The organism is Paraburkholderia lebeckiae (genome assembly GCF_014201005.1).
Lineage (GTDB): Bacteria > Pseudomonadota > Gammaproteobacteria > Burkholderiales > Burkholderiaceae > Paraburkholderia > Paraburkholderia tuberum.
In genome coordinates this window covers 163,667-187,441 of sequence record NZ_JACHDK010000008.1, presented here as the reverse complement: position 1 = coordinate 187,441, position 23,775 = coordinate 163,667, and the positions used below count along the sequence as shown (strand labels likewise).

Below are 23,775 nucleotides of genomic sequence, written 5' to 3'. Positions count from 1 at the left end.
CCATCCTGACGACACATGACACAGCGGAAAACGCGACGCACAAAGATGTAATCGTCTAGACGTTGCGATGCCTTCACTCAACCGTCACAGTCGCTTCCTAGAATGGGCCCACACATGCCGGCAGTGGCCGGATGCAAGAGGGAATACAGATGGAAGCGATCCGTGAAGCTATTCGAATCGAGCGTTTGAGCAAGACGTTCGGTAACGGCCGCAAAGCGCTCGACGAAATCGATCTGCGCGTCGCGCCCGGTGAAATGGTCGCCCTGATCGGCGCGTCGGGCTCGGGAAAATCGACGTTGCTGCGGCATATCGCGGGCTTTACCGCGTCGGACGCGCAGCCGTCGCAAATCGAGATTCTCGGCCGGCCGATCCAGCAGAACGGCCGCATCGTACGCGAGGTGCGCAGCATTCGCCGCGACATCGGCTTCGTGTTCCAGCAGTTCAATCTGGTGAACCGGCTGTCGGTCGAAACCAACGTGCTGATCGGCGCGCTCGCGCGCCTGCCGTGGTGGCGGCGTCTCTCCGGCCGCTTCCCGCGCGAGGAACACGCGCTGTCGCGGGCCGCGCTGCACGAGGTCGGGATCGGCGAACATGCGCGCGAGCGGGCCGCGAACCTGTCGGGCGGTCAACAGCAACGTGCCGCGCTCGCACGGGCGCTCGTGCAACGTGCGCAAATCGTGCTCGCCGACGAGCCGATCGCCTCGCTCGATCCCGAGTCGTCGCGCCGCGTGATGGAAATGCTGCAAGCGCTGAACGTCGAGCACCGGATCACGGTGCTGGTGTCGCTGCATCAGGTCGACGTCGCGATGCAGTACTGCCCGCGCACGGTCGCGCTGCGTCACGGCAAGGTGGTCTACGACGGCCCTTCCAGTGCGCTGACACCGGCGCTGCTAAAGAAACTCTACGGCGGCGATGCGCGCGAACTGCTCGACGACGCGACGCACGACCCAGACGAAACTCGCGACGCGCCTGACGCCCCCGACACCGCCGCCGCGCCCACGCGGCCGGACAGCGGCCCCGCCGCCGCGCGCTACGCGTTCGCGTTGAACGCCGCACCGTCGAACTGAACCGCGCACGCTGTCGTGCGCTTTTTATTCTCTCCGTCCACTCAACCGGATCTCAACCGATGAAATTCCTGCGCTCCCTGATCACGCTCGCGGCCGGCGCTGCCGCTTTCGCCTGCGTCGCCGCGGCCCACGCCGAGGACATCAACCTCGGGATCATCTCGACCGATTCGTCGGCGGTGCTCAAGCAACGCTGGGAACCGCTGATCGATGACATGAAGAAACAGACCGGCCTGAACGTGAAGGCATTCTTCGCGACCGATTACGCGGGCATCATCGAAGGCATGCGCTTCAACAAGGTGCAGGTCGGCTATTTCGGCAACGCGTCGGCAATCGCAGCCGTCGATCGTTCGGGTGGCGAAGTATTCGCGAAAGCGCAGCACGCGAACGGCGACAGCGGCTACTACTCGCTGCTGATCACCAACGTGAACAGCCGCTTCAAGACGCTCGACGACGTGTTCAAGGACACGAAGAGCGTGACGCTCGGCTTCGGCGATCCGAACTCGACGTCGGGCACGCTGGTGCCTGGCTACTACCTGTTCGCGAAGCACAACGCGCCGGTCAACACGTCGTTCAAGAGCGTACTGCCGTCGAGCCACGAAGCGAATCTGCTGGCAGTCGTCAACAACAAGATCGACATCGCGACCAACAACAGCATGATGATGGAAACGCTGAAGCGCGAGCATCCGGACAAGTTCGCGCAGGTGCGCGTGCTGTGGACCTCGCCGCTGATTCCTTCGGACCCGCTCGTGTGGCGCAAGGATCTGCCGGAAGCGACGAAGGACAAGCTGCGCAAGTTCTTCCTGAACTACGCGAAAACCGATTTGCACGAGAAAGCGGTGATGGCCGGCATCACCGAGTACAGCGGCTTCGAGGCATCGTCGGATCAGCAACTGCTGCCGATTCGCGAGATCGTGCTGTTCCAGCAGAAGCAGAAGATCGAGAACGATGCACATCTGTCCGATAGCGACCGCAAGACGCAATTGGCCGCCCTCGACGCGAAGCTGAGCGCGCTCAGCAACGCACAGTCGAAGCAATGAACACGGCCGATCTGATCACGTCGCCGGCGCGCGCTAGCGAAGCGCAGGCGGCGCAGGCGAAAGATCGTGCCGGCAAGCGAAGCTGGTGGTCGTTGCTCGGCTGGATCGCGGTGCTCGCCGTGCTCGGCGGCGCGTGGCACGGCGCCGACATGCGTCCGCTCGATCTGCTCAGCGACTCCGCCAACATGGGCCAGTTCGCGGCGGACTTCTTCCCGCCCGACTTCACTGAGTGGCGCAACTACGTGCAGGAGATGTACGTGACATTGGCGGTCGCAATCTGGGGTACCGCGCTCTCGCTCGTCTGCGCGGTTCCATTTGGTCTGATGTCAGCGAACAATCTCGCGCCGCAGTGGGTCGTGCAGCCGATGCGCCGCCTGATGGACGCGTGCCGCGCGATCAACGAAATGGTTTTCGCGATGCTGTTCATCGTCGCGGTCGGCCTCGGGCCGTTCGCCGGCGTGCTCGCGCTGTGGGTGCATACGACGGGCGTGCTCGCCAAACTGTTCGCAGAAGCGGTCGAGGCGATCGATCCGCGCCCGGCCGAAGGCGTGCGCGCAACCGGCGCGACGCGCCTCGACGAAATCGTCTATGCGGTGCTGCCGCAAGTGCTGCCGCTGTGGATCTCGTACGCGCTGTATCGCTTCGAGTCGAACGTGCGCTCGGCGATGGTGGTCGGCATGGTCGGCGCGGGCGGCATCGGCGTCGTGCTGTACGAAGCGATCCGCTCGTTCAACTATGCGCAGACGGCCGCGGTGATGATCATGGTGATCGTCGTCGTGACGGTGATCGATCTCGGCTCGGCGTGGCTGCGTGAACGGGTGATCTGAGGACGGCGCGCGTCGCGCGCGGGGCACTGAGCGGCCGGATTCAAAACGCCATTCCGGCCTGGTTGCTGCCGCTGCCGGCGCTGGCCGCGTGGCCGTATATCGTTGCGTCGGCAGTGCTCGAATGGGCCTATCTGCTCGCGCTGATTCGCGCGTACAGAAGCGGCGATTTCGGTCAGGTCTATCCGATTGCGCGCGGTCTTTCGCCGATGCTCGTGTTCGTCGGCGCACTCGTGTTCGCGGGCGAGGTGCTGAAGCCGCTCGCCGCGCCCGGCATCGCGCTCGTGTCGTGCGGCATCGACTCGCTCGCCTTTCGGCGCTGACGAGCAGGTTGACGAAGCCGAAATCATAGGTCGCGCCCGCACCGAGGATGCGCTGCTGGTCTGTGCCCGCGCCCGTCGGGCTCACGACGAACGGTGAACTGAAGCCTCAGCCCGTGCTGTCGACCGCGCCGCTCGTCAGATTCGACGGCATCGCGTTGCTGCACTTAGGGAGTGACGTTAGTTGTACACGCTGCAATCAACGCGTGTAATTCACCACCGGCACGGAATACGAAGTCGGCGCGAAATCGGTGCGGCCACTGCGCTGCGACGAACCATTCGCCGGCGCACCGTAGCCGCTGTTCTGCGCAGCCTGGTTTTGCGCCGCGACCTTTGCTTCGGCTGCCTGAATATTGGCCGGATAGTCGATCACGTTCGCGTTGGACGGATCGTAACCGGCCTTTTCGAGCTGGCTCAGTTCGGCGCGCACCTGCGCGCGCGAGATCGGCTGATTGGCCTGGTTCGACTGGGCAAACGCCGCGAGCGGAGCGGCAATGAGAGCGGCGATAACCCCTGCTTCGATCAGCGACCTGATGGACTTCATGATTTCCAGCCTCCAGAAATGGCTTCATGCGATTGCCGCGGAGCCTTTTGTGACCGATAAGCCATCCGCAGCGTTGAGGCCAGTTTAGGAGCCGGTCAGGCCACGTAGTAAGCCCTGAACCATGAATTCACTGTTGCTGTAACGATCACAATTCGTGGCGACCACGTTCCGGCGCAGCCTCATCGCGATGAACTACACTGATGACGCCCAACGACGCGCCGCAGCCATCGCATTCGATCGAGGAGATAGACGCTCATGTCGCATCCCGTTACCCTGCCGTCTTACCGCGACAGCGTGCGCGCCGAATGGGTCGACTACAACGGCCACATGCGCGACGCGTTCTACCTGCTGATCTTCAGTCTCGCGGCCGACGGGCTGATCGATCTGATCGGCCTGCCCGATGCTGTGCGCAAAGAGCGGCATCGATCGATCTACACGCTCGAAGCGCATCTCAACTATCTGCATGAAATCAAACAAGGCACGCAGGTGCGTGTCGACATGCGCGTGCTCGGCTGCGACGCGAAACGTATTCATGTGTACTTCGAAATGTTTGCGCTGGACACGACGCAAAGCCAACGCACCGGCCCCGTCGCCGCGGCCGAGCAGATGCTGCTGCACGTCGATACCAGCGGACCGCGCGGCGTTGCTTTCGATCCGGACGTCGAAGCGCGCGTACACGAACTCGCGCAAGCCCATGCGGCATTGCCGCCGGCGCGTTTCGCGGGACGTGTGATCGCTTTGCGAGGCGCAGCGCAAACGGGAAACACTACTCAAACGGAGTGACCATGCTCGAGCCGGAAATCGCCGCCTTTATCGAACGAGCGAGCGCGCTCTATCCATCGCATCACGCGGCGATGACGCCGCGCGAGCAGCGCGAGCTGTATGACCGCTACGCCGCGACGTTGACGCCGCCCCTGCCCAGCGAACTCACCACACGGGACGCAAGCTTTCGCACCGACGCGGGCCATGCGATCCCGCTACGGCTCTACCGGCATCCAGCGAAGGCAAGCGAACCCGGCACGATCCGCGGCACGGTGCTGTATTTTCATGGCGGCGGCTTCGTGCTCGGCTCGCTGAACAGTCATCAGATGGTGACGGCGCGCCTCGCCGCCGACACCGGCCTCGACGTGATCGCGGTCGACTACCGGCTCGCGCCTGAGCATCGCGCGCCGGCCGCGCACGACGACTGCCTCGAGATCACGCGTGCCGCGTTGAACCACCGCCTGCCGTTCGACCTCCCAGAGCGCGCCGCATTGCAACTCGCGGGCGATAGCGCCGGCGGCACGCTCGCGGCAAGCGTCGCGCTACGCCTGCGTGACGAATGTGCGAGCGGGGTGCGCGGCATCGCGCTCGTCTATCCGATGCTCGGCACCGAGCCCGAACTACCCGCGCGCGACACCGAGTCCAATGCGCCGATGCTAACCCTCGCGGACGTGCATAAGTTTCGCAACGCGTACTGGGGAACAAGCAGGGGAACAAGCGGAGGAAACAGCGGGGAAAAGACTGGGGAAAGAGGCGAAGAAAACGACGACCCCACGCCCGGCCCCGCATGGACGATCCCGCTCGCCGCAACCCGCTTCGACGGATTGCCGCCGACGCTGGCCATCGGCGCCGAGCACGACCCCCTACGCGACGACGCGCGCGTGTTCGTCGAGCGGATTCGCGAAGCTGGTGGAGATGCCCGGCTGCTGATCGGCACGGGGCTCGTGCATGGATGCTGGCGCGCGCTTGAAACGAGCCCCGGCGTGCAGGCCATGCACAGGGCTGTATGCGAATTTCTCCGCGAACACGCATGCCATTAGCGCGGCCATACGCACCGCCGCGCCCGGCGCGTTATCGCGGCTCAGCGATTGCGGTCGCCGCGCCACTGCGCGAACGTGACGAGATCGAGGCCGACCTCGGCCGGCTCTATGCGGGTCCAGCCGAAGAACGCGTCGTCCCAGCCAGGAATGCTTTGGGGCGTCAGCGACCGGAACTTCATGCCGGAACGATACGCGAGGTCCGGCCAGAACAGCGGCATCACCTCGCGCGTGGCGAGCTGGCGCAGCAGGTCGGACGGGCCACCCTCGTCGGCGACGATCTCGCCCTGCGAGATCCAGTCGTTCTCGGCCCACGCGACGAACACGCTCGGATTGCCGGCGGCGTCGAACATCAGGATCACGTTCTGCTCGGGCCGCCAGTAATACTCGACGATGCCCCGAGCGGCCACCACTTCGTCGATCACCTTGCGCGTGCGCGGATCGCAGTAGGTCATGCCGTTTTCGCCGAGCGCGAGCCAGCCCGACTCCGCGCAATGGCGGCTTTTGGCGTCCTTCAGGAAGTGCGTGAGGCGATTGGCCGAATCCGCGTCGGTCTTGCGCAGGTACAGGTCGACAATGCCGGCGTTGAACGCCTTCACCGCGACGGTTTCATCGGCGACGCCGGTGAGCAAAACCTTCGCGCAACGCAGGTGCGAGATCGACGACAGAAACTCGACGCCGCCGATGCCCGGCATGTCGTAGTCGACGACGACCGCCGCCACTTCCTCGAAGCGCGACGGCTGCGCGACGATGTCGCGCTCCGCCGAGGTCTCGACGAAGCGCTCGACTCCCGGTTCGCTCAGACACGCCGACGCCGCCGCGAATTCGAGCGAATTCTCGCGTGCGTGCTGGCGAATATAGCTGAGGGCCGCTTGCGGACGCGTGAAAAACAGGTTCGTGTAGGTGCCCGGGAAGAAACGGCGGAGCGCGTCGAGGTAGCTGTCGTTGTCGTCGACGAAAACCACTGTGGACGGGTAAAAAACGGGAGGTCGAATAAAGTTGTTCATATCTTCACGTGTTTCTCACGCCGCCGCGAATGCCCCCGACCGACCGGTCGGTCGATCTGGCGTTTCGCCAAGCGACTGCCCAAAGAATGCCGGGCGATGCCTCGCCCGCGGGTCCGCATGATCAATGGGTTCTTGTCGCTACTACCGGTCACCGCCTGCCGTCGCTGTTCGCGCCGCTATCGACGCTGTTCGCGCGTCTCGGGTGGCACAGCCTGGCGCGGGCCTGCCGGCATGTGCGCTGCGAGCCAGTCGCTGCAAGTCGCTTTCACACGCCGGATAATCGAACCGTGGCTGCCGGTCGTCTGCAATGGTTCGTATAGTACAGGCTCCGCGCGTTGGTGGCACAAGTTAAATCGCATTCCTGCAGGCGCCGGCCGCGCAAATGCGGGGGACTAATTGGTCGAAAAAGAAAATCGCGGCACGCGGAAAAATGTTCGCTTCCGTCGTGCCGGCGAATCGCTTTAGCGGCAAGCGCGCGCCGTTCGTGCCAGGTCCGTTCGGACATCAATCATCATGACGCGCCGCAATATGCCAACAAGAAGCGTCGATGGCGAAATGGTCGTTTATCATCAGTCAATCGCAGTTGTTTAATGGTTGTTGCTTAGATATGACGAATACCGGCAAGATGATGATAGTCGGGCTGCTCGTGGTCGACGCGGGCGTCGCCGGTTATCTGCTTTACCCCAGGGACGATCAGGCGCCGGCCGTGACCGGCGCGGTGACCCGCAGCGTCACCGGCGCGGTGGAATCGGAACCGCAGACCGATGCGACGCGTGCCGCTGGCGCCAGCGTGAGGCCTGCGCAACCGGTGAGCCCGCCCGCGCCGCAATCGGCGCTGCCGCAGATGGAGTCGGCCACTCCGGCTCCGGGAGCCGCTCAGGCGCCTGCTGCGGCACCTGCTGCGGCGCCCGCCCCCGCCCCGTCCCTGCCCGCCACAGCGGCGGCGCCCGTGCCGAGCGTCACGCCCCAGTCGAGTCAGACCGCGAGTGGCCGCATCGATAACGCAGCGCCGCCCGCGGCCAATCCGGCCGCAGTCGCGCACGCCCCGTCGAAGTCGCAGTCGTACGCCCAGCAAAAAGCTCAACCGAGGCCGCAGTACGGGCCGCGCATCGACCAGACCCAGGCCCGCCGGCGCGACGACACGCATCCGAATGGCGCCAACCCCGTCGCCGCGATGCTGACGGACCAACTGGTCAAGGAATCGGCGAAACCCGACCCGTCGCTGCCGATGCCGTCCGGCGTCACCGTGCCGTTGCAGTCTGCCAATCCCCCGGGGGCTGGCGCGGGTAGCGGCCGCGGCACGAATCCGGTCGCGTCGGCGATGACCGATCGGCTGGTCCGCGAATCGTCGAAGGTGGGACCGACGCAGCCCGCCGCTGAGCCGCCGATCATCAAACCCTGAGCGACGCGGGGCTCACGGCCGCGACGCCACCTCGTCGAGGTGCGCGAGCAGATCGGCCGGATCGTCGTAGACGCGCAACGCCCCCGCGCGCTCCAGTTCCTCGGTGCCATAGCCACCCGACAGCAGGCCGACACCGAGCGAGCGGCAGCGGCGGGCCGCAAGCATGTCCCAGATGCTGTCGCCGACCACGACCGTGTGCTCGATCGACACGCCGAGCCGCTCGGCCGCGGCGAGGAACAGATCGGGATCGGGCTTCGCGTATTTGACGTCGTCGCGCGTGACGACGACCGCCTTTGACGGATCGACGCCGAGCGCCGCCAGATTCAGCGCGGCGGTTTCCATCCGCCCGCTCGTCGCGACGGCCCACGGCGTGCCGGCCTGTGTCAGCGCGTCGAGCAGTTCGCGCGCGCCCGGCAGCGGACAGACCTGGGCGCGCATCCGCTGATAGGCGGCCGCATGCGCGTGCCGCAGCCGTTCGGCGCGTTCGACGCTGATCTCGCCGTGTGTCTCACGCAGCAACTGGTCCGTGAACAGCCCACCGCTCATGCCGATCTTGCGATGGATACGCCAGACGGACAGCGGGATACCTTCGCTGTCGAGCGCCTCTTTCCACGCCAACACGTGCTGATAGACGCTATCGACGAGCGTGCCGTCGAGGTCGAAAAGAAAGGATGTCTGGATACGCATGCCGGCCTCCGGTGATGATGGGTTCAGTCACTATGCCATGTGTCGATGAAACGGCCAGGGCGGCTCGTCGCCCCTGACGACGCTCACGGCCTCTACACGATGTGCGCAAGCGTCTGCGGCGCGTACACCTTCACGCATGGCGCCTATAACGGCTCGTCACCGGCATGGAACAGCGCGATGCTGCAAACCGACTACACGCTCAGCAAGCGCACCGACTTCCACCTCGAAGGCGTGTACCAGAACGCGCACGGCGCGGGCGTGGCGCGACAGTGCGATGCCCTCACGACTGCGCCGCCGCGATCACCTGCGACGTGAGCGCATGATGCTGGCCGCGTCGCGAGCGGATTGCGTGAATCTCCTCGATCACGCCGTCCGCGCGGCCGAGCCAGCGCAAGCCCTTCAATAACGTGAGATCTTCGGCGCCGAGCTCGGCGAGCGGAAACACGCCGAGCCCGCGCGCCGCGAACACCGCCATCAACGCGCTGTCCTCGAATTCGCCGACGACGCGCGGCCTGATTCCCTGAGACTCGAACCACCGGTCGAGCCGCGCGCGCAGCGCGCCGTGACGGGTCGTCAGCAGCACGGGCAGGTCAGCGAGACAGAGCGGAAAGCCGTCGCGCGCCGACTTGCGCACGACCTGCGCGGGCCCGTACCAGTCGACCGGCGAGCCCGCGACGCGCTGGCTCAGCACGCGCAGATCCGCGCCGTGCGGCGCCGGCTGACAGGCGAGCACCGGCGCGAGCAACGCATGCGCGGCGAGCTTCGAAATCCCATCCGACAGTCCGACCGCGAGCCGCACCGAGTCCGCGCCGCTCGCTTCGCGCATCTCGTCGAGCAACGCCTCGCCCAGCTGGAAGATCTGCTCCGCGCGATCGAACGCCTGCTCGCCGGCCTCGGTCATCACGACGCCGCGCCCGGCCGCGCGCGCAAAGCCGCCCTCCTTCACGACGATCCAGAAGTAGTACAGGTGACGATAGTTGAGCATGCTGATCCGATACTTCGAAAAAACCGAAACGTCGTTCAGGTTATCACTGGTTCATTCGAACCGCGAATAGGCCCATGATGGCTGTTCCGCCGCTCGCGGCGCACTCGATTCCGCCACCTCATGGACTCCCTGTTCGCACTCGTTGCCGATCCCGCCGCGTGGGCCGCGCTCGTCACGCTGATCGTGATGGAGATCGTGCTCGGCATCGATAACCTGATCTTCATTTCGATCCTCAGCAACCGCTTGCCGGAAGCGCAACGCGCGCGCGCGCAGCGCATCGGGCTGCTGCTCGCGCTGGTGATGCGGCTGCTTCTGCTCAGCACCATCGCGTGGATCACGAAGCTGACCGCGGTCGCGTTCACGCTGTTCAATCATGGCTTTTCGTGGCGCGACCTGATCCTCGTCGGCGGCGGCCTGTTCCTCGTGTGGAAGGCGACCACCGAAATCCGTCAGCACATGATCCCCGATGACGAACTCGCCGCGAAAACCAGCTCGACTGTGCAGTTGACCGTGGCGGCGGCGATCGGCCAGATCATCCTGCTCGACCTCGTGTTTTCCGTCGACAGCATCATCACCGCGGTCGGCATGACCGAGCACCTGCCGATCATGTTCGTCGCGGTGATCGTGTCGATCATGGTGATGCTGTTCGCGGCGCAGCCGCTCGCGCGCTTCATCGATCGCAATCCGACCATCGTGATGCTGGCGCTGAGCTTCCTGCTCGTGATCGGCATGACACTGATCGCCGATGGTTTCGGCTCGCACGTTCCGAAGGCGTATATCTATGCGGCGATGGCGTTTTCCGCGTTCGTCGAGGCGATGAACATGCTCGCTCGGCGCGCGAAAACGAAACGTCTGGCAAGCAGCGAGGAGTGATGCTGCGATGAAATGCCCTGTCTGCAAGACGACCGATCTACTGATGACCGAGCGCCGCTCGCTCGCAATCGATTACTGTCCGGACTGCCGAGGCGTATGGCTCGATCGCGGCGAACTGGACAAGTTGATTGCGCAGGATGACGGCGACGGCTCGCGGCGCGGCGAGCGTGCCCTGGAGAGCGAGCGGCAGCGTTACGAGGAGCGTCGCGATGAACATCGCGGGTATCAAAAGAAGCGCTCGATTTTCGATGTGTTCGACTTCGACTGAACGCTTCGGCGGCTTGGCGCACGCAAATTCCAACCGCCGTTAGCGCATCAGCGCGCCTTCTTGCGAACGCCCTTGCCGGTCGTCGCGGCGCGCGGCGCTTCCTTCTCGACCGGTGCGCCGCCGTTCATCTGCTCGAGCCACGACAGCGTATCGACATACGACAGAAACTGCTTCAGATATTCCGGCGACAGCTCGCGCATCAACGACAGCGCGCGATGCACGAGGCTGCTCGAATTGAGCGGTCCCGCGTTGCCTGGCACCTGCGCGAGCGACTGGCGCAACTGCTTTTCGGTACGGACTCTGGACCAGACTTCGCGGAAGTAGTCGACTTCGGGCAGATCGGGATAGGCGGCGGCGTGCGGAGCATCGGCGCGCGCGTGGTGGCGGGCGAGGCGTTCGATCAACGCCGCGAGCGTGGCGTCGTTGGCCGCGTTGGCTTCGCCGGACGTGGCTTGCGACGCGCTCTCGTCCGCAGCGGCGCGCTCGACCTCGGCCGTATATTCGGCCAGCAGTCCTGCCAATCGTTGCTCGAGCACTCGTCGCGGCTCGCCGCTGTGCTGTGCCGCGCGCCGCGTAAGCGCGTCGAGCAGATGAAAGCGCACCGGATCGAGCCGAGCCGCGCCGCTCGCGCGCCATGCATCGAGCCTCGCGCGAGCCGCGTGGATCGCGTCGTCAAGCACCGGACTTCTCCGCTGCCGCCGCACTCGACGGTCGCGGCACCGGCGCGATTTCGACGCGGCGGTTTTTCGCGCGGCCGGGTTCGTCGGCATTCGAACTGACCGGCTGCTCCGAGCCGAACGCCGCCGCAAACACCGACGACGCCGACACGCCCTCGTCGATCAGCGTGCGCGTGACCGTCAAGGCGCGCTGCGCCGACAGCTCCCAGTTATCGGCGAAGCGTCGATTGCCTTCGCGCAGGCGTTGATCGTCGGTGAAGCCGCTGACCATCAGGATCTGATCGCTCGCGCGCAGATACGCGGACAGCGGCCCGGCGAGACTCTTCAGCAGCGCGCGACCCTCAGGCTGCAGCTGGGCGGAGTTCAGCGCGAACAGCACGTTGCCGCTAATGCCGATGCGCCCATTGACGAGCGTCACGCGCCCCGCCGCGAGCGGTCCCGCGAGTGCCTGTTCGAGCGTCTTGCGGCGCTGCGTTTCGGCCTGGCGCTGCTTGACCTCCTGCTCGAGCTTGCTCGACAGTTCGAGCTGCACGCCGATCACGCTGACCAGAATCAGCACGAACGCGCCGACCAGCACCGACATCAGATCGCCGAACGCGGCCCAGATCGGCGCGGAGGTTTCCACGCCGCCGTCGATGTCCTCGCTCATACCGCGTCGGCTCCGGCGGTCGCGCGCTGCGCGGCCAGCAACTGCAGGTCTTCGACGATCTGCTTCTGCGACATCACGCTGAGGTCGACCACGTCACGCGCCTGCGCGACGTAGTAGGCGAGCTGTTCGTCGCTGCGCGCGAGCGATTTGTCGAGCGCTGCTTCGATGCGTTCGAGATGTGCGACGAGCTTGTCGTTCGCTTCGCCAAACGTGTGCACGGCCGCGCCGAATGCTTCGCCGAGGCTCGCGACTTCGACCGCGCTGCCGGTGACCTGCGCGGCGACCGTACCGAGCTTGCCGGTCTCGTGCTCGATGTGTTCGGTGAAGCGATTGCCGACGCGTTCGAGCAGACCCGCCGACGTCGAGACCAAGGCATCGACGGCCGTGCGTTGCTCGGTCGACGCGTGGTTGACTGCGTCGAGCAGCGTCTCCAGCGTGGCGAGCAGACGACTGCGCTCTTCGAGCATCGCGGTGTCGCGGACCATGCTGTCGGAGAGCTTCTGGCGCAGCTCCGCGACGACTTCGGCAGCGGCCTTCGGCGCTTCCGACGCCGCTTGCACGAGGCGCTCGATTTCGGCGATCGTCGCGCTGGCATGCGTTTGCGTCTGCGCGGAGATATCGCGTGCGGTTTGCGCGAGTGCGTCGCAGATTTGCTGCTGACGGGTCGCGGTTTGCGAACCCGTTTGCTGCCATTGTTCGTCGAGCTTTGCGGTCATCGCACCGAGCGCTTCGGTCCATGCGGCGAAGCGCTGTTCGTCGCGCGCGGCGAGTTCGGCTTGCAGGTTTGTTGCCGCCTTCGGTGCTTCAGCCGCGGCTTGAACCAGTCGATCGATTTCCGCGATCGTCGCGCTGGCATGCGTTTGCGTCTGCGTGGAGATATCGCGTGCCGTTTGCGCAAGCGCGTCGCAGATCTGCTGCTGATGGCTGGCGGCTTGCGCACCGCTCTGCTGCCATTGTTCGCTGAGCTTCGCACCCATCGCGTCGAGCGCCTCGGCCCACGCGGCCAAACGCTGCTCGTCGCGCGCGCTCAGTTCGGTCTGCAAGTTCGCATGCGAGCTACCGACCGCGCTCAGCAACGCCGCGGCATGCTGCTCGAACGTCGCGGCGGCGCGCGCCAACGCCTGTTCGTTGTTGGCGGCGAGTTTGTCGCCCGCGCTTTGCTGCTGAGCCAACGCGTCGCTCCAGGCCTGCGACATGCCGCTCGCCGTCGCTTCGAGCCGCGCGGACACGCCGTCGAGCAGCGCGACCGAGCGCTGTTCGAACGCTTCGGCAACGCGTTCGACCGAAGCGCGCTGTTGCGCGGCCAACTCGTCGCTCGCCTGCCGATGTCCGGCGAGCGCGCTGTGGCAAATCTCGGCGACGTTCGCGCTGGTCGCCGCGAAGCCGCTCGACATACCGTCGAGCTGGCGCTGCACGGCCTGGGTGATCGCGTCGTGCAACGCGGCGGTTTCGCGCGAGAGGCCGGCCATCGTCGCTTCGACGACCGGCTGCAGAGCCTTGCCGGTGGCCTGCGCGCTGCCGGCCACGCTGTCCTTCAGCGACTGCTCGATCACACCGGCGAGACGCAGATAGGCGGCTTCGGTGCGGCCGTAAAACGCGTCGAGGCTCGCGATCTGCCGCTCGTTCGACGCGGCGCTCTGCTGTTCGAGCGCGCTCATCATCGTCTGCAGACGTTCGACCAGCAGCGGCGTCGCTTCGGCCTGGCGTTGCAGCAGCCGGAAGGTTTCTTCGCGCTGATGGCTCTGCGAGTAGACGCGCAAAGTCGTCGCGATCTTCGCGTCGAGCTGTTGCGCCGCTTCGAGCCGCTCGCGGCGGGACAGCGCGGACAGCAGCCCGAGCATCGCGGACGTCGCGACACCGGCGATCGACGTGCCGAACGCGAAGCCCAGCCCCTTGACCGGCGCGGCCAGCGATGCGCGGATCGCCTGCAGGTCGCTCGCGCTCTCCAGCGCAAGGCCGGTGCCGCGCAGCGTCATCACCATGCCGAGCAGCGTGCCGAGCATGCCGAGCAGCACCAGCAGACCGACCAGATACGGCGTCAGCGCGGGTCCCGGCAACGCGACGCGCTCGCCTTCGACGCGCAGCCGCACGCTATTGCGCAGACTCGGATGGACAGCGTCGAGAAACGCGGCGAGGCTCGGCGGTGGTCCGGACAACGCGGCGAGCGCGCCCGTCAGCGTGGCGGTCGCCTGACTATAGCGGCGCAATTCGAGCGCGCCTAGCACGTAGAAGACGCCGATCAGCAGCGTGACGGCGAACGCGAGCGGATTGGAAGCGGCATAACCGACGGCGATCCAGCACGCCGCGGAGAGCCCCGCGAGAAATACAACAAGTTCGATACGATATCTGGACATGGGGTCCCAGTTAGCAGGCGCGAAGAGCCGCGAGCAGCCCTTCGACCGGTTGAAAACGAACCTCCAGCTCGGCCAGCAAAACGCTCTGCATGTCCTTGCGGAAGACGTCGAGCCACGCCTCGGACGCGAGCGGCACGGCAGCGTTGCCGCCATCGGTCGACTTGGCGAGCCGCGTGGCTGCGGTGCTTGCTTTGACGTGAGCCAAGGCTGCTTCCAGCTGCATCGCTGCAGCGCCGGCTTCGACTTCGGCCGACTGCTGCCGCGTGGGATCGGCATCGGCGGCAACTTCGGCCGCTGCTTCCGCCTCCGCCAACCTCCGCTTCTCGCCCTCGCGCAAGCGCTCGAAGTGCCCGCCGAGCAACCCGGGCACCGCGCCGAGCAAAGTCCGCTCGCGCTCGCCGAGCGCACGCTCCATCACCGCATCGACGACCGCGAGCCGCGCGAGCGACGGCGCCTGCGTCGCCAGCAGCGCGCGCAGCCGGCCACGCAACGTGCCGATCGCCGTTTCCATCGACTGCTGAAGCGCGAGATAGCGCTGTCGGAACACCGCGTAGTCGGCCTGCGTGTCGACCGCCACGCGCGGCGCCGACATCCGGGCGGACGACGGCGACGGGCCACGCCGCCGTGAGCCGGCGAGCACGCTATCGCTGGCGATTGCGCTCACCAGCGAGCGGCGCACGCGCGTGCACTCTTCCTCTTCCGCACGGCCGAACGCCCGTGCGCCACCAGCGACGGACGGCGGCTTGCCATCCAGCGCCGACGACAACGCGATCGCGTCGGTCCAGCCGAGCCACTGGCTCAGCCGATCCGCCAGCGATTGTCGCGATTCGGCGACGTCGGCCTCGGCGAGACGGGCCAGTAAGCGAACGAGCGCAGGCCCAGTGAGGGCGCTGCGCTGAGGGGCTTGCAACATACCACCGGACGCAAAAAAGTCAGCAGTTTACACGCTGCCGCCAGCGAGTCCGAATTCGCCCGCTCGATCGTGCGTCGAAAGACACGCTTTTGCCCGATCGAAGCTGGTATTCGCGCGTTTTTCCCGAGCGCGGTTTTTTGCCAATAGCGAAGCGGACCTATCCCTGTATAAGATGAAAGCTGGCGCCTCGCTGCGCACTGGAACACGGCGGAGCGTCGACAACACACAGAACACAAGCAAGGCGGACAGGGAGCATGAAATTCGATACCGTGGTGCTCGGCGCCGGCATTGTCGGGGTGTGCGTCGCCGTGCATCTGCAGAAACGCGGCCGCGCGGTCGCGCTGATCGACCGTAAGCAGCCGGGCAACGAGACGTCGTTCGGCAACGCCGGGCTGATCCAGCGCGAAGGCGTCTATCCGTACGCGTTTCCGCGCGGGCTCGGCACCCTGCTGCGCTACGCGCGCAACCAGTCGCCCGACGTGCGCTATCACGCCGACGCGATGCTGCAGGTCGCGCCGTTCCTGTGGCGCTACTGGCGCAACTCGCATCCGGCGAAGCACGCGGAAATCGCGAAGTCGTACGCGACGCTGATCGAGCATTGTGTCAGCGAACATCGCGCGCTTGCCGCGGACGCCGGCGCCAGCCCGCTGCTGCGGCCGATCGGCTGGATCAAGGTGTTTCGCCATGCCGCCGCGCGCGACGCCGAAACCACCCTCGCCGAACAGTGGCATCGCGAGTACGGCGTCGAGTTCGAAACGCTCGACGCGCCGCGCCTGCAACAGCTCGAACCCGATCTGGACAAGCGTCTGCAAGGCGGGCTGCACTATCCGCAATCCGATTCGGTCAGCGATCCGAACGCGCTCGTCACCGCATACGCGCGGTACTTCGAAGCGCTCGGCGGACGGTTCTTCATCGGCGATGCCGATACGCTGCGTGAAGGCTGGCAGGTCGAGACGCGGGACGGGGCGATCACGGCCGCGTCGGCGGTGATCGCGCTCGGACCGTGGTCGGATCGCGCGAGCACGCGACTCGGGTATCGGCTGCCGCTCGCAGTCAAGCGCGGCTATCACATGCACTACGCGCCGCGTCGGAGCGCGCGGCTCAACCATCCGATTCTCGACGCCGAACACGGCTATGTGCTCGCGCCGATGGCGCGCGGCATCCGTTTGACCACGGGCGCCGAAATCGCGCGACCCGAGGCGGCCAAGACGCCGGTGCAGCTCGACGCGGTCGAGCCGATCGCGCGCACGCTGTTTCCGCTCGGCGAACGTCTGGATGCCGAACCGTGGATGGGACGCCGCCCATGCACACCGGACATGACGCCGATCATCGGGCCCGCGACGAAACATCAGGGACTGTGGTTCGCGTTCGGCCATGCGCATCATGGTCTGACGCTCGGACCGGTGACGGGGCGGCTGATCGCCGAGATGATGACCGGCGAGCAGACGCTGATCGATCCGCGGCCGTTTCGAGTCGAGCGGTTTTAGCCGGATGGTCTGAGGCCTGCTCGAAATCTCCGCCTTCATCGCGCAATTATCGCCATCTCACGCTAAAGCCACCCTCACGGCACACCTCCAACCAAGCCGCCAGCCGTCGAAGCAATAAAAAACGCCGCGGGCCAACAGCCCGCGGCGTTCTTCATCGAGCCGGACAACCGTCGATCAGGCCGTCACGGCAGCCCGTCGCGGCGACACTGCCGACACCGCGAAGCTCACGACGATATTCGCGACGAGCGCGATCAGGCCGATATACAGCGGATAGTTCTCGTGGCCGAAATGCAGGCCATACACCGGCTTGAGCCCTTGCGAAATCGCGAGGCCCGTGCCGAGCACGATACCGACGAGCCAGCCGACGAACAGACCCGGCGTGTTCAGACGGCGCGTGTACAGCGTGAACACGATGGCCGGGAAAATTTGCAGAATCCACACACCGCCGAGCAGTTGCAAATCGATCGCATACTGCGTCGGCAGGAACACGATGAACAGCAGCGCCCCGAACTTGACGACGAGCGAAACGATCTTCGCATTGGCTGCCTCGGCCGCGGGCGAGATGTTCGGCGACACCAGCGGACGCCACAGATTACGCGTGAACAGATTCGCCGCGCCGATCGACATGATCGCGGCCGGCACCAGCGCGCTGATCGCAATCGCGGCGGCCGCGAAACCGACGAACCACGACGGGAACAGCGTGCCGAACAGGGTCGGCACCACGTCGCTTGCCGACTTCACGTTCACGCCAGCGGCGATCGCCATATAGCCGAGCAGCGCGATCAGGCCGAGCAGCACCGTGTAGGCAGGCAGGAAGATCGCGTTCTTGCGCACCGTCTTCGCCGACGCCGACGACAGCACCGCCGTCATCGTATGCGGATACATGAACGCGGCGAGCGCCGAGCCGAGCGCGAGCGATGCGAACGCCGTGTACTGATTCGGCTTCAGCAGGATACCGGTCGCGCCGCCCTTCGCCTGGAAGTGCGCATCGGCCAGTGCGAACACGTGCCCATAGCCGCCGAGCTTCACCGGAATCAGCCATACCGCCGCGATCACGACGATATAGATCATGATGTCCTTGACGAACGCGATCATCGCCGGCGCGCGCAGGCCGCTTGCATACGTATAGAGCGCGAGGATCACGAACGCGACGATCAACGGCAATTCGCCACTGACGCCGAGCCCCTTGATCACGACCTGCATGCCCACCAGCTGCAGCGCGATATACGGCATCGTCGCGACGATGCCGGTCAGCGCGATGGCCGCCGGGAACCACTTGCCGCCGTACTCGCCGTGCACGTAGTCGGCCGCGGTGATGTGGTTCTTCGCGTGCGCAACCTTCCACAGCTTCGGCATCACCGCGAACACGAACGGATAAACGATGATCGTGTACGGCAGCGCGAAGAAGCCATACGCGCCCACCGAATAAACAAGCGCGGGCACCGCGATCACCGTATAGGCGGTATAGAAATCGCCGCCGACGAGGAACCACGAAATGACCGTGCCGAACTGCCGTCCGCCGAGACCCCACTCGTGCAGTTGAGTCAGATCGCCGCGTTTCCAGCGCGCCGCGAAAAAGCCGATCACCGTGACGAGCACGAAGAACGCGATGAAGACCGTCATCGCAACCGGGTTCACAGGATTCAGATCGCTCATTTGAGACCTCGATACACGATGTAAATCAGCAGCGAGGTCAACGGCACCCACAGAAACTGATACCAGTAGAAGAACGGAAAGCCCGCGAGCGGCGGATGCGTGTCGTTATAGAACGGCAGCCACAGCAGCGCGATATAAGGGATCAGCAAAATGAGCCAGAGCCATGAACGGCCGGCCGAGGGGGAGGTCTCCACGAACGTCTCCTGAGTATTATCGACAGCGCGCGCGATGGCTCGTGGCCCGACGCGCAAATGCCCGGTTGCCTGAGGTCAGGCGGAAAATCGGGGAACGTCGCACACTCGAGCGCCAGGCCTCGCGCGGCGCGGTATGCGACGGGCATGTAGTATTCGCCTTCGCGCGCCTGCTTTCAAGCGCGCAACTACGTAAGCCGTCTACGTAATATTACGTAGCCCGTTGACTGGCTTTTTTCAACGATGAAACTCAAAGCAAAGATAGTGCTGCTCGCGATCGTGCCCTTTCTGGCGGCGATCGCCAGCATCGAGACGGGCGTGCGCCGCGAAGCGACGGCGCTCGCCGAGCGGCAGCACGCGACCACGCAAGCCGCGTACATGGCGAGTAAGGAGATCGAGCTCAAGCACTACGTCGAACTCGCGACGACTGCGATCGCGCCGCTCTACGAGGCCGGCGGCGACAACGCACGCGACGACGCGCTGCTGCGCACGCGTGCACTCGCGGTGCTCGAAAAGATGAATTTCGGCGAGGACGGCTACTTCTTCGTGTACGACCTGCACGGCCGCACGCTGATGCATCCGCGCGAGCCGGATCTGGTGGGTCGGGATCTGTGGTCGTTGCGCGATAGCCATGGCACGCCGACGATCCAGCAGCTACTCGCCGCCGCCGCGCGCGGCGGCGGCTATGTGCGCTATCTGTGGCATCGGCCGTCGACCGGCAAGGAGGAGTCGAAACTCGGCTACGTGGTGCCGCTCGAACGCTGGGGCTGGATGCTCGGCACCGGCATCTATCTCGACGACGTCGACACGACGCTCGCGCACATCGACGCCCAGGCCGCGGCCAATATCGATCGCACGATGAAGTGGATCGACGCGATCGCGGTGGCTGGCCTCGCGGTCATTGCGCTGTGCGCACTCGTGCTGAACGTGACCGAATATCGAAGTGCCGACGCGAAGCTGAAGCGGCTCGCGCAGCAGGTCGTCGAGTCGCAGGAAAACGAGCGAGCGCGCCTGTCGCGCGAATTGCACGACGGCATCAGCCAGATGATGGTGTCCGTGAAGCTGCTGCTCGAATCGGCGCTCGCGCGGCTCGAACGCGGTGACGCGCGCGTGCCCGCCGCCGAGGCCGCCCTGTCCACCGGACTCACGCGGCTCGGCGATACGCTGCGCGAAGTCCGGCGCATTTCTCATGCGCTGCGTCCGTCGATGCTCGACGATCTCGGTGTCGCGGCCGCCCTCGAACAACTGACGCGCGAACTCGGCGACGAGTCCGGCATCGCGATCGGCTTCACGCAGATCGCGCATACGCATGCCGCCACGTTGCCCGACACGGTCAACACCGTGCTGTTTCGCATCGCCCAGGAAGCGCTGACGAACATCGTGCGGCATGCGCAGGCGTCGAGCGCGGCGCTTGCGCTCGAGGTTTCGCGCGATGCGGTCACGCTGACGATCTCCGACAACGGCCGCGGCTTCGACGTGACCGAAGCATTCGTCGGCGGGCGCGAAGGTGTCGGCCTGCGCAACATGCGCGAACGGCTCGAAGCGCTCGGCGGCACGCTGTCGCTGAACTCGCAGCCGGGGCACACCGTCATCGCCGCGCGCGTGCCGCTGCCCACGACGCATGCAACGGTGCCGTCCCTGCAGGAACTCTCATCATGAACGACACGACCTCTCCTTCCATCGCGCGTCTGCTGCTCGTCGACGATCATCCGCTCGTGCGCGACGGTCTGCGCGCACGGCTCGAAGCAGTGCGCCACTTCGAAGTGGTCGGCGAAGCGGGCGACGCGCAGCAAGCGCTCGCGCTGGCCGAACGACAGGCGCCGCATCTGGCGCTGATGGATGTCGGCATGAAAAGCGGCATGAACGGCATTGCGTTGGCGGGCCTCTTTCACGAGCGCTTTCCGGCGATTCGTGTGCTGATGCTGTCGATGCACGACAACCTCGAATACGTGACGCAGGCGGTGCGCGCGGGCGCGAGCGGCTACGTTCTGAAGGATTCGCCGGCGCTCGAAATCATTCAGGCGATCGGCGCGGTACTCGACGGCAAGACGTTCTTTAGCGCGGAGATCAGCGCTCGACTGATCCGGGCGTCGGCGACGCAATCGCCGGTCGAACGCTTGACGCCGCGCGAGCGCGACATTCTCGATGCGCTTGCCGAGGGACTGTCGAGCAAGCAGATCGCGCAGCGCAACGATCTGTCGGTGCGAACCGTGGAGACGCATCGGCTCAATCTGAAGCGCAAGCTCGATATCGAAGGACAGGCCGAGTTGATCAAGTTCGCCGTCGAGAACCGGCGCAACAAGCGTTGAGGTTCGCGGGCGCGCGATAATGAGCGGTCCACACCTGGAGCGACCACGACATGAAGCGCGTGTTCGAACTGAGTCTTGCCGGTCTGATGATTTGCGTGGCCACGGCTCGCGTTCATGGTGAATCGGCGCGCGTCAATCGCGGCCACGATCCATTCCTGCAGATCTCCAAAGCGATCGCCGATTGCCCGATACCGCTTGGCCCATTCGAAACCGAAAAGGAATGGCTCGACGATAGCCATTACAGAATAGAACGCGGCAATAGCTGCTGGATCGAAGGCCGTTGCCGGTTGCCGAATGCGTATCTGTACGACGCGGAAATCGCCGAGAGCGTGCAACGGCGTCTCGCGAACCTGAACGTCGCGACGCACTGGCGCGAGCAATCGACGCTATGGCTCACGCTGCAACGCCGCTTTATCTACGTCGAAGGCTGCGTCGCGCCGGGCTTCGACAAGAAGACTTTCCTCACCGAACTCGCCAAAACGGCGGACGTCGAGCGCGTGATCGACAACACGATCACCGATCCTCACGCCGCGCAGTTGCCTTACCGCACCCAGGCGGACCCGGACAAGCCCGTGCTCAATCCGGGCAATTAGCGCGGTAAATGGCGATGTCTTTGCCTCTGCCGTCTACTGCCGGCTATATCGACAAACATCGATAGCAACGCAGAAATCGTTCGTTTGGCCTTTATGACGTCATTGCTAACATCAGCGGCCCTACCTGACGGTCCGCAATAACAATGACAACACTTCGATTTCGCCGTACCAACTTTCGCCCTACTTTGCGTCTCGGCGTGATCGGCGCCGCCGTCGCGAGCCTCGTCACGCTCGCCTCGTGCGGCGAAGACAACCTGCCGAGCGCGTCCGCCGCGTCGAGCGCCGCGCCCGCGTCCACGCCGGTCGTCGCGCAGAAGCGGCCGAACATCCTCTACATCATGGCCGATGATCTCGGCTACTCCGACATCCACGCGTTCGGGGGCGAAATCAACACGCCCAATCTCGATGCGCTGGTGCAAAGCGGCCGCATCCTGACGAATCACCATACGGGCACCGTCTGCGCGATCACGCGTTCGATGCTGATCTCGGGCACCGATCACCATCTGGTCGGCGAGGGCACGATGGGCGTGCCGACCGACGAGCGCAAAGGACTGCCGGGATACGAAGGCTATCTGAACGATCGCGCGCTATCGGTTGCGCAGTTGCTGAAAGACGGCGGCTATCACACGTACATGGCCGGCAAGTGGCACATCGGCTCGGGCATCGTGGGCAGCGCGACGGGCAGCGGGCAGACGCCGGACCAATGGGGCTTCGAGCACAGCTACGCGCTGCTCGGCGGCGCCGCGACCAATCACTTCGCGCACGAACTGGCCGGATCGAAGAACTACACCGAAGACGGCAAGTACGTGCAACCCGGCCAGCCGGGACAACCCGGCGGCGTGGGCGGCAGCCCGGAGGTGTTCTATTCGACCGACTTCTACACGCAGCGCCTGATCTCCTACATCGATTCGAACAAGGGCGACGGCAAACCGTTCTTCGCGTATGCGGCCTATACGTCCCCGCACTGGCCGCTGCAGGTACCCGATCCTTATCTGCACAACTACGTCGGCAAATACGATGCCGGTTATGACGCGATCCGCGACGCGCGTATCGCCCGGCAGAAAGCGCTCGGCATCATTGCGCAAGACTTCGTGCCGTTCGGCGGCGCGTCGGAGACGCTGGCCGCGAGCCCAGCCACCGCGAACAACGGCACCGCGAACGCGAAATACGTGAGCGCCGTGCACAGCGTCGTGCAAGGCTACACCGATTACGGCCCCGGCTATGTGGACAAGAAATGGGACAGCCTGTCGCCGGCCGAGAAGAAAGCGCAGGCCCGCTACATGGAAATCTACGCGGGCATGGTGGAGAACCTCGATCACAACATTGGCCTGCTGATCCAGCATCTGAAGGACATCGGCGAATACGACAACACGTTCATCGTGTTCCAGTCGGATAACGGCGCCGAGGGCTGGCCGATCGATTCCGGCGCGGACCCGACCGCCACCGACACGGCGAACGCGGCCGATCCGACCTACTCCCAGCTCGGCACCGACAACGGCAAGCAGAACGCGCAACGTCTGCAATACGGTTTGCGTTGGGCCGAAGTCAGCGCGACGCCGTTCCGCTTGACCAAGGGTTATTCGGGCGAAGGCGGCGTGTCCACACCGTTGATCGTGCATCTGCCGGGCCAGACTTCGCAGAAGCCGACGCTGCGTGAATTCACGCACGTGACGGACAACACCGCGACGTTCCTCGCGGTCGCGCACATCGCACCGCCGACCACGCCCGCACCCGCGCTGATCAACACGCTGACCGGCGTCGATCAGAACAAGGGCAAGGTGGTCTACAACAACCGCTACGTGTATCCGATCACCGGACAATCGCTGCTGCCGCAGCTCGAAGATCAGAGCACGGCGCCGGTGCATGGCGCGTCGTTCGGCGACGAAGCCTATGGCCGCGGTTATCTGCGCAGCGCCGACGGCCGCTGGAAAGCCCTGTGGACCGAACCGCCGCTCGGCCCCGTCGACGGTCACTGGCAGTTGTACGACATGAGCGCCGATCGCGGCGAAACGCAGGACGTGTCGGCGCAGAACCAGTCGATCATCGATGGTCTCGTGCAGCAGTGGAACGACTACATGACCAGCGTCGGCGGCGTCGAACCGTTGCGTCCGCGCGGCTACTACTGAGCACACG

Annotated in this window: 23 protein-coding genes and 2 pseudogenes; 15 read left to right on the top strand and 10 right to left on the bottom strand. The window is 65.2% G+C overall.

Features of this window, described 5'->3' with window-relative positions:
- Positions 1-149 precede the first annotated feature (149 nt).
- From phnC to HDG39_RS17550, 4 genes and pseudogenes are all read left to right on the top strand, one after another.
- The gene (gene phnC, locus HDG39_RS17565) at positions 150-1,067 is read left to right on the top strand and encodes a phosphonate ABC transporter ATP-binding protein (RefSeq protein ID WP_184007171.1); all 918 of its coding nucleotides are present in this window, start codon (positions 150-152) and stop codon (positions 1,065-1,067) included.
- 59 nt (positions 1,068-1,126) lie between these two features.
- The gene (gene phnD, locus HDG39_RS17560; protein WP_184007170.1) at positions 1,127-2,104 is read left to right on the top strand and encodes a phosphonate ABC transporter substrate-binding protein; all 978 of its coding nucleotides are present in this window, start codon (positions 1,127-1,129) and stop codon (positions 2,102-2,104) included.
- Positions 2,101-2,931: a phosphonate ABC transporter, permease protein PhnE gene (phnE, locus tag HDG39_RS17555; RefSeq protein ID WP_184007169.1), complete on the top strand. Its 831-nt coding sequence runs from the start codon at positions 2,101-2,103 to the stop codon at positions 2,929-2,931. Before phnD ends, phnE begins: the two co-directional genes overlap by 4 nt.
- A gap of 62 nt (positions 2,932-2,993) precedes the next feature.
- Positions 2,994-3,248: pseudogene (locus tag HDG39_RS17550) on the top strand (EamA family transporter); the annotation flags it as partial.
- A gap of 199 nt (positions 3,249-3,447) precedes the next feature.
- Here the strand turns inward: HDG39_RS17550 and HDG39_RS17545 are convergent.
- Positions 3,448-3,792 (bottom strand): DUF4148 domain-containing protein, encoded by a 345-nt coding sequence (locus HDG39_RS17545; protein ID WP_018423457.1) that lies wholly within the window; start codon positions 3,790-3,792, stop codon positions 3,448-3,450.
- Positions 3,793-4,047: 255 nt separating this feature from the next.
- Between HDG39_RS17545 and HDG39_RS17540 the strand changes: the two genes are divergently transcribed.
- Both HDG39_RS17540 and HDG39_RS17535 read left to right on the top strand, forming a co-directional pair.
- Positions 4,048-4,575, top strand: a complete 528-nt coding sequence (locus HDG39_RS17540) for a thioesterase family protein (protein ID WP_184007168.1) — start codon at positions 4,048-4,050, stop codon at positions 4,573-4,575.
- 2 nt (positions 4,576-4,577) lie between these two features.
- A complete protein-coding gene (locus HDG39_RS17535) occupies positions 4,578-5,594 on the top strand; it encodes an alpha/beta hydrolase (RefSeq protein ID WP_184007167.1) in 1,017 nt (338 codons plus the stop codon).
- Positions 5,595-5,635: 41 nt separating this feature from the next.
- On the opposite strand, the gene HDG39_RS17530 is transcribed toward HDG39_RS17535, so the two are convergent.
- A complete protein-coding gene (locus HDG39_RS17530; protein ID WP_184007166.1) occupies positions 5,636-6,598 on the bottom strand; it encodes a response regulator in 963 nt (320 codons plus the stop codon).
- A gap of 607 nt (positions 6,599-7,205) precedes the next feature.
- On the opposite strand from HDG39_RS17530, the gene HDG39_RS17525 reads away from it, so the two are divergent.
- On the top strand, positions 7,206-8,000 hold the full coding sequence (locus tag HDG39_RS17525) for a hypothetical protein (RefSeq protein ID WP_184007165.1): 795 nt from the start codon (positions 7,206-7,208) through the stop codon (positions 7,998-8,000).
- Between the two features lie 12 nt (positions 8,001-8,012).
- Here HDG39_RS17525 and HDG39_RS17520 read toward each other — a convergent pair whose 3' ends face one another.
- Positions 8,013-8,687: an HAD family hydrolase gene (locus tag HDG39_RS17520; RefSeq protein WP_184007164.1), complete on the bottom strand. Its 675-nt coding sequence runs from the start codon at positions 8,685-8,687 to the stop codon at positions 8,013-8,015.
- A gap of 108 nt (positions 8,688-8,795) precedes the next feature.
- On the opposite strand from HDG39_RS17520, the pseudogene HDG39_RS17515 reads away from it, so the two are divergent.
- Positions 8,796-8,942: pseudogene (locus HDG39_RS17515) on the top strand (porin); the annotation flags it as partial.
- A 25-nt stretch (positions 8,943-8,967) separates the two neighbouring features.
- On the opposite strand, the gene HDG39_RS17510 reads toward HDG39_RS17515, so the two are convergent.
- Positions 8,968-9,672, bottom strand: a complete 705-nt coding sequence (locus HDG39_RS17510; protein ID WP_184007163.1) for a LysR substrate-binding domain-containing protein — start codon at positions 9,670-9,672, stop codon at positions 8,968-8,970.
- Positions 9,673-9,792: 120 nt separating this feature from the next.
- Here HDG39_RS17510 and HDG39_RS17505 point away from each other — a divergent pair, with 120 nt between their 5' ends.
- Together HDG39_RS17505 and HDG39_RS17500 are read left to right on the top strand one after the other, a co-directional pair.
- Positions 9,793-10,545, top strand: coding sequence for a TerC family protein (locus HDG39_RS17505; RefSeq protein ID WP_184007162.1), 753 nt, complete (start codon positions 9,793-9,795; stop codon positions 10,543-10,545).
- A gap of 7 nt (positions 10,546-10,552) precedes the next feature.
- On the top strand, positions 10,553-10,813 hold the full coding sequence (locus tag HDG39_RS17500) for a TFIIB-type zinc ribbon-containing protein (RefSeq protein WP_184007161.1): 261 nt from the start codon (positions 10,553-10,555) through the stop codon (positions 10,811-10,813).
- A 47-nt stretch (positions 10,814-10,860) separates the two neighbouring features.
- Here the strand turns inward: HDG39_RS17500 and HDG39_RS17495 are convergent, their stop codons facing one another.
- The 4 genes from HDG39_RS17495 to HDG39_RS17480 are packed head-to-tail and all read right to left on the bottom strand — an operon-like array spanning position 10,861 to position 15,406.
- The gene (locus tag HDG39_RS17495; RefSeq protein WP_184007160.1) at positions 10,861-11,493 is read right to left on the bottom strand and encodes a DUF2894 domain-containing protein; all 633 of its coding nucleotides are present in this window, start codon (positions 11,491-11,493) and stop codon (positions 10,861-10,863) included.
- Positions 11,486-12,139, bottom strand: coding sequence for an OmpA family protein (locus HDG39_RS17490; protein ID WP_090807091.1), 654 nt, complete (start codon positions 12,137-12,139; stop codon positions 11,486-11,488). The genes HDG39_RS17495 and HDG39_RS17490 overlap by 8 nt, the downstream gene beginning before the upstream one ends.
- Positions 12,136-14,493, bottom strand: coding sequence for a DUF802 domain-containing protein (locus HDG39_RS17485; RefSeq protein WP_184007159.1), 2,358 nt, complete (start codon positions 14,491-14,493; stop codon positions 12,136-12,138). Before HDG39_RS17485 ends, HDG39_RS17490 begins: the two co-directional genes overlap by 4 nt.
- 10 nt (positions 14,494-14,503) lie before the next feature.
- Positions 14,504-15,406, bottom strand: coding sequence for a DUF3348 domain-containing protein (locus tag HDG39_RS17480; RefSeq protein ID WP_184007158.1), 903 nt, complete (start codon positions 15,404-15,406; stop codon positions 14,504-14,506).
- 254 nt (positions 15,407-15,660) lie between these two features.
- Here HDG39_RS17480 and HDG39_RS17475 point away from each other — a divergent pair, with 254 nt between their 5' ends.
- Positions 15,661-16,893 carry an NAD(P)/FAD-dependent oxidoreductase gene (locus tag HDG39_RS17475; RefSeq protein ID WP_184007157.1) on the top strand — a complete coding sequence of 411 codons (1,233 nt, stop codon included), beginning with the start codon at positions 15,661-15,663 and terminating at the stop codon, positions 16,891-16,893.
- 174 nt (positions 16,894-17,067) lie between these two features.
- Here HDG39_RS17475 and mctP read toward each other — a convergent pair whose 3' ends face one another.
- A complete protein-coding gene (mctP, locus tag HDG39_RS17470) occupies positions 17,068-18,549 on the bottom strand; it encodes a monocarboxylate uptake permease MctP (protein WP_184007156.1) in 1,482 nt (493 codons plus the stop codon).
- Positions 18,546-18,743, bottom strand: coding sequence for a DUF3311 domain-containing protein (locus HDG39_RS17465; protein WP_090807102.1), 198 nt, complete (start codon positions 18,741-18,743; stop codon positions 18,546-18,548). Before HDG39_RS17465 ends, mctP begins: the two co-directional genes overlap by 4 nt.
- A 240-nt stretch (positions 18,744-18,983) precedes the next feature.
- Here HDG39_RS17465 and HDG39_RS17460 point away from each other — a divergent pair, with 240 nt between their 5' ends.
- The 4 genes from HDG39_RS17460 (at position 18,984) to HDG39_RS17445 (ending at position 23,768) form a co-directional block, all read left to right on the top strand.
- On the top strand, positions 18,984-20,399 hold the full coding sequence (locus tag HDG39_RS17460) for a cache domain-containing protein (RefSeq protein ID WP_184007155.1): 1,416 nt from the start codon (positions 18,984-18,986) through the stop codon (positions 20,397-20,399).
- Positions 20,396-21,049 (top strand): response regulator, encoded by a 654-nt coding sequence (locus HDG39_RS17455; protein WP_184007154.1) that lies wholly within the window; start codon positions 20,396-20,398, stop codon positions 21,047-21,049. Before HDG39_RS17460 ends, HDG39_RS17455 begins: the two co-directional genes overlap by 4 nt.
- Positions 21,050-21,099: 50 nt before the next feature.
- Positions 21,100-21,642, top strand: coding sequence for a hypothetical protein (locus tag HDG39_RS17450; RefSeq protein WP_184007153.1), 543 nt, complete (start codon positions 21,100-21,102; stop codon positions 21,640-21,642).
- A gap of 143 nt (positions 21,643-21,785) precedes the next feature.
- Positions 21,786-23,768, top strand: a complete 1,983-nt coding sequence (locus HDG39_RS17445; RefSeq protein WP_184007152.1) for an arylsulfatase — start codon at positions 21,786-21,788, stop codon at positions 23,766-23,768.
- Positions 23,769-23,775 lie beyond the last annotated feature (7 nt).

Excerpts from the sequence above, each read along its gene's own strand:
- HDG39_RS17525 (WP_184007165.1), top strand. The coding sequence starts at position 7,206 with ATGACGAATACCGGCAAGATGATGATAGTCGGGCTGCTCGTGGTCGAC.
- HDG39_RS17500 (WP_184007161.1), top strand. The coding sequence starts at position 10,553 with ATGAAATGCCCTGTCTGCAAGACGACCGATCTACTGATGACCGAGCGC.
- HDG39_RS17505 (WP_184007162.1), top strand. The coding sequence starts at position 9,793 with ATGGACTCCCTGTTCGCACTCGTTGCCGATCCCGCCGCGTGGGCCGCG.
- HDG39_RS17545 (WP_018423457.1), bottom strand. The coding sequence starts at position 3,792 with ATGAAGTCCATCAGGTCGCTGATCGAAGCAGGGGTTATCGCCGCTCTC.
- HDG39_RS17510 (WP_184007163.1), bottom strand. The coding sequence starts at position 9,672 with ATGCTCAACTATCGTCACCTGTACTACTTCTGGATCGTCGTGAAGGAG.
- HDG39_RS17535 (WP_184007167.1), top strand. The coding sequence starts at position 4,578 with ATGCTCGAGCCGGAAATCGCCGCCTTTATCGAACGAGCGAGCGCGCTC.
- phnC (WP_184007171.1), top strand. The coding sequence starts at position 150 with ATGGAAGCGATCCGTGAAGCTATTCGAATCGAGCGTTTGAGCAAGACG.
- HDG39_RS17450 (WP_184007153.1), top strand. The coding sequence starts at position 21,100 with ATGAAGCGCGTGTTCGAACTGAGTCTTGCCGGTCTGATGATTTGCGTG.
- HDG39_RS17530 (WP_184007166.1), bottom strand. The coding sequence starts at position 6,598 with ATGAACAACTTTATTCGACCTCCCGTTTTTTACCCGTCCACAGTGGTT.
- mctP (WP_184007156.1), bottom strand. The coding sequence starts at position 18,549 with ATGAGCGATCTGAATCCTGTGAACCCGGTTGCGATGACGGTCTTCATC.
- HDG39_RS17520 (WP_184007164.1), bottom strand. The coding sequence starts at position 8,687 with ATGCGTATCCAGACATCCTTTCTTTTCGACCTCGACGGCACGCTCGTC.
- HDG39_RS17485 (WP_184007159.1), bottom strand. The coding sequence starts at position 14,493 with ATGTCCAGATATCGTATCGAACTTGTTGTATTTCTCGCGGGGCTCTCC.
- HDG39_RS17475 (WP_184007157.1), top strand. The coding sequence starts at position 15,661 with ATGAAATTCGATACCGTGGTGCTCGGCGCCGGCATTGTCGGGGTGTGC.
- phnE (WP_184007169.1), top strand. The coding sequence starts at position 2,101 with ATGAACACGGCCGATCTGATCACGTCGCCGGCGCGCGCTAGCGAAGCG.
- HDG39_RS17490 (WP_090807091.1), bottom strand. The coding sequence starts at position 12,139 with ATGAGCGAGGACATCGACGGCGGCGTGGAAACCTCCGCGCCGATCTGG.
- HDG39_RS17480 (WP_184007158.1), bottom strand. The coding sequence starts at position 15,406 with ATGTTGCAAGCCCCTCAGCGCAGCGCCCTCACTGGGCCTGCGCTCGTT.
- phnD (WP_184007170.1), top strand. The coding sequence starts at position 1,127 with ATGAAATTCCTGCGCTCCCTGATCACGCTCGCGGCCGGCGCTGCCGCT.
- HDG39_RS17455 (WP_184007154.1), top strand. The coding sequence starts at position 20,396 with ATGAACGACACGACCTCTCCTTCCATCGCGCGTCTGCTGCTCGTCGAC.
- HDG39_RS17540 (WP_184007168.1), top strand. The coding sequence starts at position 4,048 with ATGTCGCATCCCGTTACCCTGCCGTCTTACCGCGACAGCGTGCGCGCC.
- HDG39_RS17445 (WP_184007152.1), top strand. The coding sequence starts at position 21,786 with ATGACAACACTTCGATTTCGCCGTACCAACTTTCGCCCTACTTTGCGT.
- HDG39_RS17460 (WP_184007155.1), top strand. The coding sequence starts at position 18,984 with ATGAAACTCAAAGCAAAGATAGTGCTGCTCGCGATCGTGCCCTTTCTG.